The sequence below is a fragment of the Pseudoalteromonas sp. S8-8 genome, assembly GCF_000497875.1.
GTDB lineage: Bacteria > Pseudomonadota > Gammaproteobacteria > Enterobacterales > Alteromonadaceae > Pseudoalteromonas > Pseudoalteromonas arctica.
Genome location: NZ_AUTR01000011.1, coordinates 154,721 through 168,976 on the forward strand (window position 1 = coordinate 154,721; position 14,256 = coordinate 168,976).

Here is a 14,256-nt window from a genome sequence, read left to right on the forward strand (position 1 = left end):
GTTAAGCCTTCGGGGTTAACGATAAATTGGGCTTCCGTCCAAGACCGTAGGTGGCTTCGGCCTTAATATTCACCTACGTAGACGGTGTAGACCCCAGATAGATTTTTCCTAATCCTTCTGGCTCTCGCCGTAAAAAGCATCTCTACCTTGTTTGGTAGGGAAGAGTAGAACAGGGGAATCCGATAATCGGTATCCCCATTAAACCAGGAGTAACACCCATGGCTTTAAATCTTCAAGGCAAAAAAGCAATAGTTGCTGAAGTCAACGAAGCAGCCAATGGTGCTCTATCTGCAGTTGTTGCAGATTCTCGTGGTGTAACAGTTGGCGCAATCACTGCCCTTCGTAAAGAAGCTCGTGCAAATGGTGTTTGGATGAAAGTTGTCCGTAACACTTTAGCAAAACGTGCTCTTGAAGGAACAGATTTTGAGTGTCTTTCTGATTCATTTGTTGGTCCAAGCTTAATCGCTTTCTCATCAGAGCACCCAGGTGCTGCTGCGCGTATCTTTTCAGATTTCGCGAAAAAGAATGAGAAATTCGAGCTTAAAACGGCCGCTTTTGAAGGAAATGTTGTTGATGCAGCAATGCTTGCTACATTACCTACATACGACGAAGCTGTTGCACGCTTAATGAGTGCTATGAAAGAAGCGTCTGCTGGCAAATTGTGTAAAACAATTGAAGCAGTACGTGTACAGAAAGAAGAGCAAGCTGCTTAATTTTAAGCTGTTTAATCTCACTTTCGGTGTAAAATTTATTTGGACGTAATGTCCGTTAATTATTAGGAAATTTGTAATGTCTGTATCTAAAGACCAAATCCTTGACGCAATTGCTGAAATGTCAGTAATGGACGTTGTTGCTCTTATCGAAGCAATGGAAGAAAAATTCGGCGTAACTGCTGCAGCTGCAATGGTAGCTGGTCCAGCTGCTGAAGCTGCTGAAGAGAAAACAGAATTTGACGTAATCCTTACTGGCGCTGGCGCTAACAAGGTTTCTGCAATCAAAGCTGTTCGTAGCGCAACTGGCCTTGGCCTTAAAGAAGCGAAAGCTCTTGTTGAAGCTGCTCCTACACCTGTTAAAGAAGGTGTATCTAAAGAAGAAGCTGAAGCACTTGCAAAAGATCTTACTGAAGCTGGTGCTGAAGTTGAGGTTAAGTAATTTAGCTTTTGCTAAGTTCGCTGCCTGAGAAATCAGGCAAGGGCTGGTGATTATTTAATCACCGGCCTTTTTGCGCTATAGAGTGATGCACTCTTTTAGCTCAAATAAAATCTGATTTTTTCTTTACTTTCAACGCTTTATAGTTTGCTAGTGTTAAAGTGGGATCTAATTAGAACAACAGTTAAATGTTGTAAAATCTTGGCATAGCTGCCAGTTAAGTCTGTTCTTACAAGAACAGGTCGGGTCAAAGATCAGCAAGCTGAGGAACCCCATGGCTTACTCTTATTCTGAAAAGAAACGTATCCGTAAGGATTTTGGTAAACGTCCACAAGTTTTGGATATACCTTTTTTACTGTCTACACAGTTAGAATCGTTTAAAAAATTCTTAGTGCCGGACGCTGATGGCGATCATGGTTTGGAAGCTGCCTTCCGTTCTGTGTTCCCTATTAAAAGCTACTCGGGAAATTCTGAGCTTCAATACGTAAGTTACCGTATTGGTGAGCCAGTTTTCGATGTAAAAGAATGTCAAATTCGCGGTGTGACTTATTCTGCTCCACTTCGCGTGAAACTGCGTCTTGTTGTTATGGACAAAGAAGCACCAGGCACAGTTAAAGACATTAAAGAGCAAGAAGTTTACATGGGCGAAATTCCGCTCATGACAGATACCGGTACTTTTGTAATCAATGGTACAGAGCGTGTTATCGTTTCTCAGCTACACCGTAGCCCTGGTGTATTCTTTGATAACGACCGCGGTAAAACCCATTCATCGGGTAAAGTATTATATAACGCACGCGTTATACCTTACCGTGGTTCATGGTTAGACTTCGAATTTGATGCAAAAGATAACTTATATGTACGTATTGACCGTCGTCGTAAATTACCGGCGTCTATCATCCTACGTGCACTAGAGTATTCTAGCGAACAAATCCTAGATATGTTCTTCGATAACACTACGTTTGAAGTAACGAATGGTAAAGTTCTTATGGAACTTGTACCTTCGCGTTTACGTGGTGAAACTGCCGCTTTTGATATCAAGAGCGAAGACGGTGAAGTATTTGTTGAAAGCGGTCGTCGTGTTACGGCTCGCCACATCAAGAGCATCGAAAAGAAAGGCATTAAGCAATTAGAAGTACCACATGAGTACATCATTGGCCGTATTGTAGCTAAAAACTATGTTGATGAGTCAACTGGTGAAGTTATTGCAAATGCAAATGACGAGCTAACTCTAGAGCTAATGGCTGAATTGGTTAAAGCCGGTTACACTAAAATTGATACGTTATATATCAATGAAGTGGACAGCGGTGCTTACATGTCAAATACATTAAACATTGACTCTGCAAGCAGCCGTTTAGAAGCACTAGTAGAAATTTACCGCATGATGCGCCCAGGCGAGCCACCGACGAAAGACGCGGCTGAAGCCTTATTCCAGAACTTGTTCTTCTCTGAAGAACGTTATGACTTATCTACTGTAGGTCGTATGAAGTTCAATAGCCGTGTTGGTTACGATACAGACACAGGCCCTGGCACATTAAGCAAAGAAGACATCGTGTCTGTTATGAAAGTATTAATTGCTATTCGTAACGGTCAAGGCGATGTTGATGATATCGATCACTTAGGCAACCGTCGTATACGTAGTGTTGGCGAAATGGCTGAGAACCAATTCCGTGTTGGTCTAGTACGTGTTGAACGTGCTGTACGTGAGCGTTTAAGCTTAGGTGACCTTGACGCGATAATGCCACAAGATCTTATTAACGCTAAGCCTATTTCGGCAGCGGTTAAAGAGTTCTTCGGCTCGTCTCAGTTATCACAGTTTATGGACCAAAATAACCCACTATCAGAAGTTACGCATAAACGTCGTATCTCTGCATTAGGTCCGGGCGGTCTAACTCGTGAACGCGCAGGCTTTGAAGTACGTGACGTTCACGTAACTCACTATGGTCGCGTATGTCCAATCGAGACTCCTGAGGGTCCAAATATCGGTCTAATTAACTCGTTGTCTACGTACGCACGTACAAATGACTACGGTTTCTTAGAAACACCTTACCGCAAAGTGGTAGACGGTGTTGTAACTGATGAAGTTGATTATTTATCAGCCATTGAAGAAGGTCAGTTTGTTATCGCACAGGCGAACTCAAACTTAACTGAAACCAATGAGTTTGTTGATGAACTTATCCCATGTCGTCACAAAGGTGAATCTACCTTTATGGGTCGCATGGACCAGCAGTATATGGATGTATCACCACAACAGGTGATCTCTGTAGCGGCAGCACTTATCCCGTTCCTAGAACACGATGATGCTAACCGTGCATTGATGGGTTCAAACATGCAACGTCAAGCAGTACCAACATTGAAAGCGGATAAGCCGTTAGTAGGTACTGGTATTGAGTTAACACTAGCGAAAGATTCTGGTGTAACTATCGTTGCTAAACGTGGTGGTGAAGTAATGTATGCTGACGCAAGTCGCATCGTTGTAAATGTACATGAAGAAGAACGCATTCCTGGTGAAGCGGGCATCGACATCTACAACTTAACCAAATACACACGTTCAAACCAAAATACATGTATTAACCAAAAACCAACTTGTATGGTTGGCGAACCGGTTACTCGTGGTGACGTGTTAGCAGATGGTCCTTCGACTGACTTAGGTGACTTAGCCCTTGGTCAAAACCTTCGCGTGGCATTCATGCCATGGAACGGTTATAACTTCGAAGATTCAATCTTGTTATCAGAGCGCGTAGTTGAAGAAGATCGTCTAACGACTATCCATATTCAAGAACTACAGTGTGTTGCCCGTGATACTAAATTAGGTCCAGAAGAGATCACTGCAGATATCCCGAATGTGGGTGAGTCTGCGCTAGGCAAGCTTGATGAATCAGGCGTTGTATATATTGGTGCTGAAGTTAAAGGCGGCGATATCCTAGTAGGTAAAGTGACTCCTAAAGGCGAGACACAGCTTACACCTGAAGAGAAGCTACTGCGTGCTATCTTCGGCGAAAAAGCGTCTGACGTTAAAGACAGCTCTTTACGTGTACCAAATTCTGTAACTGGTACTGTAATTGACGTGCAAGTTTTCACCCGTGATGGTGTTGAAAAAGATAAACGCGCGTTAGAAGTTGAAGACATGCAGCTTCGCGAAGCGAAGAAAGACTTCAACGAAGAGTTCCGTATTTTAGAAGCTGGCGTTTTAGACCGTGCACGTAAGCTACTTATAGCTGCTGGTTTTGATGAAGATAAACTTGCATCTCTAAATGCTGAAAAAGTACTTACGCAAAGCCTTGCTGAAGAAGACAAGCAAGCTGAGCTTGAGCAACTAGCTGCACAGTACGATGAACTTAAAGCTGAATACGATAAGAAGTTTGAAAACAAACGTCGTAAAATTACCCAAGGTGATGACTTAGCACCAGGCGTACTTAAGATTGTTAAAGTATACCTAGCTGTTAAACGTCGTATCCAACCGGGTGATAAAATGGCGGGTCGTCATGGTAACAAAGGTGTTATCTCGACTATCGTACCAGTAGAAGATATGCCTTACGATGACAAAGGTCGTACGGTAGATATCGTATTGAATCCACTAGGTGTACCATCACGTATGAACATCGGTCAGATCCTTGAAACACATATGGGTCTTGCTGCACGTGGTATCGGTGAACGTATTGAAGAGATGATGAAAGAGCAACGTGAGCTTCATGAGCTACGTGACTTCATCAAGCAAGCATACGAAATTGGCGAATCTCGCCAAGTTGTAGATATTGCTAGCTTCACTGATGACGAAATTCGTCGTCTAGCTGAAAACTTAAAAGGTGGTTTACCAATAGCTACTCCTGCATTTGATGGCGCGAAAGAAAGCGAAATCAAAGACATGCTTGAGCTTGCGGGCTATCCTCGTAGTGGTCAGGTTACACTTTATGATGGCCGTACTGGCGATCAGTTTGAACGTCAAGTAACTGTTGGTTACATGTACATGCTTAAACTTAACCACTTGGTTGACGATAAGATGCACGCACGTTCTACTGGTTCTTACAGCCTTGTTACTCAGCAGCCGCTGGGTGGTAAAGCACAGTTCGGTGGCCAGCGTTTTGGTGAGATGGAAGTATGGGCACTTGAAGCTTATGGTGCTGCTTACACTCTACAAGAAATGCTAACAGTGAAATCGGATGACGTGAACGGTCGTACTAAGATGTATAAAAACATCGTTGATGGTAACCATAAAATGGAACCAGGTATGCCAGAATCGTTCAACGTATTGTTGAAAGAAATCCGCTCACTAGGTATCAACATCGAGTTGGAAGAAAATTAAGCCAATTAGATGCTGCAGTTAACGCTGCAGCATCTGTTACGGCTGAATAGAATGTAGGGACGAGATTATCCGTCCTCAAGATTAACTCCGACAGGAGAGCTAAGGTGAAAGACTTACTTAAGTTTCTGAAGCAACAAAATAAGACCGAAGAATTCGATGCAATTCGCATTGGTCTTGCTTCACCAGACATGGTTCGTTCATGGTCATACGGTGAAGTAAAGAAACCTGAGACTATTAACTACCGTACTTTCAAGCCTGAGCGCGATGGCTTATTCTGTGCCCGTATTTTCGGCCCAGTGAAAGATTATGAGTGTTTATGTGGTAAATATAAACGCCTTAAACACCGTGGTGTGATCTGTGAAAAGTGTGGCGTTGAAGTAACACTCACTAAAGTGCGACGCGATCGTATGGGTCATATCGACCTTGCGAGCCCAGTTGCACATATATGGTTTTTAAAATCATTACCGTCACGTATTGGCTTAATGCTAGATATGACGCTTCGTGATATTGAACGTGTTCTTTACTTCGAATCATTCGTAGTAACTGAACCTGGTATGACAACGCTTGAGCGTGGTCAGTTATTAGGTGAAGAAGAATACTTAGATTCACTAGAAGAGCACGGTGATGAGTTTGAAGCTAAGATGGGTGCTGAAGCAGTTTTAGACTTGCTTCGTGAACTTGATCTTGCTCAATTAATTGCTGAGATGCGTGAAGAGTTACCAACAATTAACTCTGAAACTAAGCGTAAAAAAATCACTAAACGTCTTAAGTTAATGGAATCGTTCCACCAATCAGGTAATAACCCTGAGTGGATGATCATGACAGTACTTCCAGTATTGCCACCTGATCTACGCCCATTAGTACCATTAGACGGTGGTCGTTTTGCGACATCTGATCTAAATGACCTTTACCGTCGTGTTATTAACCGTAATAACCGTCTTAAGCGTTTACTAGATTTAGCAGCACCAGACATTATTGTACGTAACGAAAAACGTATGTTACAAGAAGCGGTAGATGCGCTACTTGATAACGGTCGTCGTGGTCGTGCAATTACAGGTTCTAACAAACGTCCTCTTAAATCTCTTGCTGATATGATCAAGGGTAAGCAAGGTCGTTTCCGTCAGAACTTACTTGGTAAGCGTGTAGATTATTCAGGCCGTTCTGTAATCACAGTTGGTCCTACACTTAAGCTTCACCAATGTGGTCTTCCTAAGAAGATGGCACTAGAGCTATTCAAACCATTCATCTATGGCAAATTAGAACGTCGCGGCATGGCTACGACAATCAAAGCTGCTAAGAAGATGGTTGAACGTGAAGTTCCGGAAGTATGGGATGTACTTGACGAAGTAATTCGTGAACATCCAGTATTACTTAACCGTGCACCAACACTTCACCGTTTGGGTATCCAAGCGTTTGAGCCTGTGCTTATCGAAGGTAAAGCGATTCATTTGCATCCATTAGTATGTGCGGCTTACAACGCCGATTTCGATGGTGACCAAATGGCGGTACACGTACCGTTAACAATCGAAGCGCAGCTTGAAGCTCGTGCATTGATGATGTCAACAAACAACATTCTATCTCCTGCGAATGGTGAGCCAATCATCGTTCCTTCACAGGATGTTGTATTGGGTCTTTATTACATGACTCGTGACCGCATTAACGCTAAAGGCGAAGGCGCGATATTTAAAGATCCAAAAGAAGCAGAAAAAGCATACCGCAGTGGCAATGCAGACCTTCACGCAATTGTGAAAGTACGTATTAGCCAATCAGTTAAAAACGAAGACGGCGTAGTAGAAGATACTATTACTGTTATCGATACAACTGTTGGTCGTGCGATTCTGTCTCTAATTTTACCTAAAGGCATGCCGTTTGCGTCAATCAACCAGCCGCTAGGTAAAAAGCAGATTTCTGGCTTATTGAATGAGTGTTACCGTCGTCTAGGTCTTAAAGATACAGTTATCTTTGCTGACCAAGTTATGTACACCGGTTTCCATTATGCAATGAAGTCAGGTGTTTCTATCGGTATTGATGACTTAGTTATCCCACCGGTTAAAGCACAGATAATTGAATCAGCTGAAGCTGAAGTTACTGAAATCAACCAACAATTCCAATCAGGTCTTGTAACGGCTGGTGAAAAGTACAACAAAGTTATCGATATCTGGTCACGTGTAAACGAAAACTTATCACGTGAGATGATGTCTAACTTGTCGAAAGACACAGTTATCAATGCACAAGGTGAAGAAGTAGAGCAACCGTCATTTAACTCAGTGTTTATGATGGCCGACTCAGGTGCTCGTGGTAGTGCTGCACAGATTCGTCAGTTGGCGGGTATGCGTGGTCTAATGGCACGTCCAGATGGTTCAATCATCGAGACTCCAATCACAGCTAACTTCCGTGAAGGTCTAAACGTACTTCAGTACTTCATCTCAACGCATGGTGCGCGTAAAGGTCTTGCCGATACAGCACTTAAAACAGCAAACTCGGGTTACCTAACGCGTCGTCTAGTAGACGTTGCACAAGATTTGGTAATCAATGAAGATGACTGTGGCACAGAAGATGGCTTAACAATGAAACCGCTTATTGAAGGTGGTGATGTTGTAGAAGCACTTCGTGAACGTGTTCTAGGTCGTGTTGTTGCTGAAGATATTGTGATTCCAGGTACTAATACAGTGCTTGTTGAACGCAATATCATGCTAGACGAAAAACTGTGTGATCTTTTAGAAGAGCATTCAGTAGATGAAGTTCGTGTACGTTCTGTTATCACTTGTGATAATGACTTTGGTGTTTGTGCTAACTGTTACGGTCGTGACCTAGCACGTGGTCATATCATCAACGCTGGTGAATCAGTGGGTGTTATCGCGGCACAGTCAATCGGTGAGCCGGGTACACAGTTAACAATGCGTACCTTCCACATCGGTGGGGCGGCATCTAGAGCGTCTGCAGAAAATAATGTACAAGTTAAAACTAACGGTACATTAAAACTTCATAACTCTAAGTATGTATTAAACACAGACGGTAAGATTGTTATTACCTCTCGTTCTACGGAAATTACTATCATTGATAGTCATGGTCGTGAGAAAGAGCGTTATAAAGTACCTTACGGTGCGGTATTAACAGTGCAAGACAATGCTGAAGTTCTAGGTAACGATATCGTTGCTACTTGGGACCCGCATAGTCACCCAATCGTTCTTGAGCATAAATCAAAAGTATCGTTCAGCGATATCGATGATTCAAATACTGAAGCACAGACTGATGAGCTAACTGGTTTAACCCGTGTAGTTGTAAAAGATCTTGCTAAAGTAAATACGAAAGAACCAAAGCTTATCATCGAAAGTGAAGAGCGCGGTCTGCAAGAAACACGTCTTCCTTCATTCACGACGATTGAAGTTATTGACGGCGTTACAGCAAACCCAGGTGACGTGTTAGCACGTATTCCGCAAGAAGGTTCGAAAACTCGTGATATCACGGGTGGTCTACCACGCGTAGCCGACTTATTTGAAGCTCGTAAGCCAAAAGAACCAGCTATATTAGCTGAAGTAACTGGTACAATTAGCTTCGGTAAAGAGACTAAAGGTAAGAAACGTTTAGTTATTACTCCAGCTGAAGGTGATCATTACGAAGAGATGATTCCTAAATGGCGTCAACTTAACGTGTTTGAAGGTGAGCAAGTGTCTAAAGGTGAAGTTATCGCCGATGGTCCTGAATCACCGCATGACATCTTGCGCCTACGTGGTGTGACTCATGTTGCTAACTATATCGTTAACGAAGTGCAAGAGGTTTACCGTTTGCAAGGCGTTAAGATCAATGACAAGCACATTGAAACCATTATCCGTCAAATGTTACGTAAATGTACCATTATGCACGGCGGTGATACTGACTTCTTAGCCGGTGAACAAATCGAAGTGGCGCGCGTTAATATCGCAAACCGTGACCTTGAAAAACAAGGTAAGATACCAGCTAAGTTTGAAATCCAGTTAATGGGTATCACAAAAGCATCACTAGCAACAGAATCTTTCATCTCTGCAGCGTCTTTCCAAGAGACAACACGTGTTCTTACAGATGCGGCAGTGAATGGTAAGAGCGATGAGCTTCGCGGTCTTAAAGAAAACGTAATTGTGGGTCGTTTGATCCCAGCCGGTACCGGTTTTGCGTATCATCAAGAACGTATGGCTCGCCGTAAACAAAGCAAAGTAGTAGTAGAAGAGCAAACAGTAAGTGCAGAAGAGGCAACTCAAGCACTTACAGACGCTCTAAATGCTGATTTGTCTGGAAATCAATAAACTGTTCTTAATCAATAGATTAAGTAATCGCAAGGCAGTTATATGCTGTCTTGCGGTTAGTTTAGGTTGACAGGTTAAACTTTGCTCATTAAAATTCCGCCACCCATTTACTTGTGTGCTTAATGCAGGCTCGTAAATAAAGGGCGGATTTTTTATTTTTTTCAGTAGTAATTTTAATTTCAGGAGCTATTTAAATGGCAACTATTAACCAGCTAGTGCGTAAGCCACGCCGTAGCAAGGTTACGAAAAGTAACTCAGCTGCACTAAAAGCGTGTCCGCAAAAGCGCGGTGTATGTACTCGCGTATATACAACTACACCTAAGAAACCAAACTCGGCGTTACGTAAAGTAGCACGTGTACGTTTAACTAACGGTTTCGAAGTAACTTCATACATTGGCGGTGAAGGTCATAACCTTCAAGAGCATAGTGTAATCCTAATCCGTGGTGGTCGTGTTAAAGATTTACCAGGTGTGCGTTTTCACACTGTTCGTGGTGCACTTGACTGTGCAGGCGTTAGCGATCGTCGTCAAGCTCGTTCTAAATACGGTACAAAACGCCCTAAAGGCTAATTGTATTCCGTTAGTAAGGCCAAGCACTAAATATATATAATTATTGTTTTGGGTGATTGACTCGAAAGAGCAAACCTGAATAAACCGGAGATACAAAATGCCTAGAAGACGCGTAATCGGTCAACGTAAAATTCTTCCAGATCCTAAGTTCGGATCGGAACTTCTTGCTAAATTCGTTAACATCGTGATGTTAGACGGCAAGAAATCTACTGCTGAAAAAATTGTTTATGGTGCGCTAGACGTGGCTGCTGAGAAATCAGGCAAGTCGCACCTAGAAATCTTTGAAACTGCACTTGATAACATCCGCCCACAGGTAGAAGTTAAATCTCGCCGTGTTGGTGGTTCAACTTATCAAGTACCAGTTGAAGTACGTCCAGTTCGTCGTAACGCATTAGGTATGCGTTGGTTAGTAGACGCTGCACGTAAGCGTGGCGAAAAATCTATGGGCTTACGTTTAGCTCAAGAAATCGTTGACGCTTCTGATAATAAAGGCACTGCGGTTAAGAAACGTGAAGACGTTCACCGTATGGCTGAAGCGAATAAAGCATTCGCTCATTACCGTTGGTAATCTGTCTTTAACCTTTAAGAGGATCATATGGCACGTACAACTCCACTTGAGCGCTATCGTAATATAGGTATTGTTGCTCACGTAGATGCAGGCAAAACCACCACAACAGAACGTGTTCTGTTCTACACGGGTCTCTCTCATAAGATCGGTGAAGTACATGATGGCGCTGCAACTATGGATTGGATGGAGCAGGAACAAGAGCGTGGAATCACAATCACTTCTGCTGCAACAACGTGTTTTTGGAAAGGGATGGACGCTCAATTTGACGCCCATCGTATCAATATTATTGATACTCCAGGACACGTAGATTTCACTATCGAAGTAGAGCGTTCTTTACGCGTATTAGATGGTGCGGTAGTTGTTCTTTGTGCTTCATCTGGTGTACAGCCGCAAACTGAGACAGTTTGGCGTCAAGCGAACAAATACGAAGTTCCGAGAATGATCTTCGTAAATAAAATGGATCGCACGGGCGCTGACTTCTTAGCTGTGGTTAGCCAGGTGAAATCTCGTCTTGGAGCAACGCCTGTTCCAATTCAGTTGCCTGTAGGCGCTGAGGACGACTTTAAAGGTGTTATTGATCTTATAAAAATGAAAGTGATTAACTGGAACGAAGCGGACCAGGGTATGACTTTCTCTTATGAGGCAATACCGGCAGAACTTCTGGAATTGGCTGAAGAATGGCGCTCTCACTTAGTTGAAAGCGCTGCTGAAGCAACAGAAGAACTAATGGATAAATACTTAGAAGGTGAAGAGTTAAGTGAAGCAGAAATTAAAAATGCTTTACGCCAACGAACATTAGCTAATGAGATTGTTCCAGTTACTTGTGGTAGCGCATTTAAAAACAAAGGTGTTCAAGCTGTGCTTGATTGCGTTGTTGAATATATGCCTTCACCAGAGCAAGTGAAACAAATCCAAGGTATCCTAGAAAATGGTACTGAGGAAGAACGTCCAGCTAATGATAAAGCGCCGTTTGCTGCACTCGCTTTTAAGATTGCAACAGACCCGTTTGTTGGAACCTTGACCTTTTTCCGTGTTTACTCTGGTACTGTTAAACAGGGTGACACGGTATATAATCCAGTAAAAAGTAAGCGTGAGCGACTTGGCCGTATCGTACAGATGCATTCAAACTCTCGTGAAGAGATCAAAGAAGTTTTCGCAGGCGACATCGCGGCAGCTATTGGTCTTAAAGACGTAACAACAGGTGAAACACTGTGTGATCCGAATTCTATTATTACGCTTGAGCGTATGGAATTCCCTGAACCAGTAATCTCTATTGCGGTTGAGCCTCGCACTATAGCTGACCAAGATAAGATGGGTATCGCGCTGGGTAAACTAGCTGCTGAAGACCCTTCTTTTCGAGTACAAACTGACGAAGAATCAGGCCAGGTTATAATCTCTGGCATGGGTGAACTTCACCTAGATATCATCGTCGACCGTATGAAACGTGAATTCAGTGTTGAATGTAACGTTGGTAAGCCGCAGGTCTCATACCGAGAAGCTATTCGTTCAACTGTTAAGGTTGAAGGGAAGTTTATACGTCAGTCAGGTGGTCGTGGTCAATATGGTCACGTTTGGATTAAACTTGAACCGATGGATATTACGGATGATGAGTCACCAATTTACGAGTTCGTTAACGAAACCGTAGGTGGTTCTGTTCCTAAAGAGTTCGTCCCTGCGGTAGACAAAGGTATCCAAGAGCAAATGTCTCAAGGTGTACTGGCAGGCTACCCATTACTTGGCGTTAAAGCGACTTTATATGATGGTTCATTCCATGATGTAGATTCGAATGAAATGGCATTTAAAATAGCAGGTTCACTGGCAATGAGAGATGGGGCGCTTAAAGCTAACCCTGTACTACTAGAGCCAGTAATGAAGGTTGAAGTACTTACTCCTGATTCAAATATGGGTGATGTAGTTGGCGACTTAAACCGTCGCCGCGGCATAATCGAAGGCATGGAAGATGCATTAGGTGGACTTAAGCAAATTAATGCGCAGGTTCCTCTTTCTGAAATGTTTGGTTATGCGACTGCTTTACGATCTGCAACACAGGGCCGTGCCTCATACTCTATGGAGTTTGTGAAGTACGCTGAAGCCTCTAAAAACGTTGCAGATACAATAATTTCAGCTCGCGCTGTTATATAATTTTAGCTTGTCTGGCTCAATAGTGAGTCAGGCTTTAATTTCTTTATTAGGAATTTTTTAAGATGGCAAAAGAAAAGTTTGAACGCGTAAAACCGCACGTAAACGTTGGTACAATCGGCCACGTTGACCACGGTAAAACTACACTAACTGCAGCAATCACTAACGTACTTGCAAAAGTATACGGCGGTGTTGCTAAAGATTTCGCATCAATCGACAACGCTCCTGAAGAGCGCGAACGTGGTATCACTATTTCAACGTCTCACGTTGAATACGATACTCCTTCACGTCACTACGCACACGTAGATTGTCCTGGTCACGCCGATTATGTTAAAAACATGATCACTGGTGCTGCTCAAATGGACGGCGCGATCTTAGTAGTTGCTGCGACTGATGGCCCTATGCCACAAACGCGTGAGCACATCCTTCTTTCTCGTCAAGTTGGCGTTCCTTACATCATCGTGTTCATGAACAAATGTGACATGGTAGATGACGAAGAGCTACTTGAACTAGTAGAAATGGAAGTTCGTGAACTTCTTTCAGAATACGATTTCCCAGGTGATGACTTACCTCTAATTGCTGGTTCTGCGCTTAAAGCGTTAGAAGGCGAGAAAGAGTGGGAAGATAAGATTGTTGAGCTTGCAAACGCACTTGATACTTACATCCCAGAGCCAGAGCGTGACATTGATAAGCCTTTCATCATGCCTATCGAAGACGTTTTCTCAATCCAGGGTCGTGGTACTGTTGTAACTGGTCGTGTTGAAGCTGGTATCATCCGCATCAATGACGAAGTAGAAATTGTTGGTATCAATGATACAACTCGTTCTACTTGTACTGGTGTTGAAATGTTCCGTAAGCTTCTAGACGAAGGTCGTGCTGGCGAAAACATCGGCGCACTTCTACGTGGTACTAAACGTGAAGATGTTGAACGTGGTCAAGTACTAGCTAAGCCTGGTTCAATCAACCCACATACTACATTCACTTCAGAAGTATACGTACTTTCGAAAGATGAAGGTGGTCGTCATACTCCATTCTTCAAAGGTTACCGTCCACAGTTCTACTTCCGTACAACTGACGTAACAGGTGACGTACAGTTACCAGATGGCGTAGAAATGGTAATGCCTGGTGATAACATCAAGATGACAGTAACTCTAATCGCACCAATCGCGATGGATGAAGGTCTTCGTTTTGCTATCCGTGAAGGTGGTCGTACTGTAGGTGCTGGTGTTGTAGCAACTATCGTAGCGTAAT

The 14,256-nt window shown here is 43.1% G+C and carries 8 protein-coding genes; all 8 read left to right on the forward strand.

All coding sequences use genetic code 11. From position 1 onward, the window contains the following. The first annotated feature begins 218 nt into the window (after positions 1–218). The 8 genes from rplJ (at position 219) to tuf (ending at position 14,255) form a co-directional block, all read left to right on the forward strand. Positions 219–713: a 50S ribosomal protein L10 gene (gene rplJ, locus L659_RS0103305; protein ID WP_002958881.1), complete on the forward strand. Its 495-nt coding sequence runs from the start codon at positions 219–221 to the stop codon at positions 711–713. 76 nt (positions 714–789) lie between these two features. Further along, positions 790–1,152, forward strand: coding sequence for a 50S ribosomal protein L7/L12 (gene rplL, locus L659_RS0103310; protein ID WP_002958882.1), 363 nt, complete (start codon positions 790–792; stop codon positions 1,150–1,152). 271 nt (positions 1,153–1,423) lie between these two features. Then, positions 1,424–5,449, forward strand: coding sequence for a DNA-directed RNA polymerase subunit beta (gene rpoB, locus L659_RS0103315; RefSeq protein WP_007580127.1), 4,026 nt, complete (start codon positions 1,424–1,426; stop codon positions 5,447–5,449). A gap of 104 nt (positions 5,450–5,553) precedes the next feature. Further along, positions 5,554–9,729, forward strand: a complete 4,176-nt coding sequence (gene rpoC, locus L659_RS0103320) for a DNA-directed RNA polymerase subunit beta' (protein ID WP_007580130.1) — start codon at positions 5,554–5,556, stop codon at positions 9,727–9,729. Between the two features lie 194 nt (positions 9,730–9,923). Further along, positions 9,924–10,298, forward strand: a complete 375-nt coding sequence (rpsL, locus tag L659_RS0103325; protein ID WP_008165517.1) for a 30S ribosomal protein S12 — start codon at positions 9,924–9,926, stop codon at positions 10,296–10,298. Between the two features lie 97 nt (positions 10,299–10,395). Then, positions 10,396–10,866, forward strand: a complete 471-nt coding sequence (gene rpsG / locus L659_RS0103330; protein ID WP_010555004.1) for a 30S ribosomal protein S7 — start codon at positions 10,396–10,398, stop codon at positions 10,864–10,866. Positions 10,867–10,893: 27 nt separating this feature from the next. Next, positions 10,894–13,008, forward strand: a complete 2,115-nt coding sequence (gene fusA, locus L659_RS0103335) for an elongation factor G (RefSeq protein ID WP_007580132.1) — start codon at positions 10,894–10,896, stop codon at positions 13,006–13,008. Positions 13,009–13,070: 62 nt separating this feature from the next. Next, complete coding sequence (gene tuf, locus L659_RS0103340) at positions 13,071–14,255, forward strand: elongation factor Tu (RefSeq protein WP_024589451.1); 1,185 nt, start codon at positions 13,071–13,073, stop codon at positions 14,253–14,255. The last annotated feature ends 1 nt before the right edge of the window (position 14,256 follow it).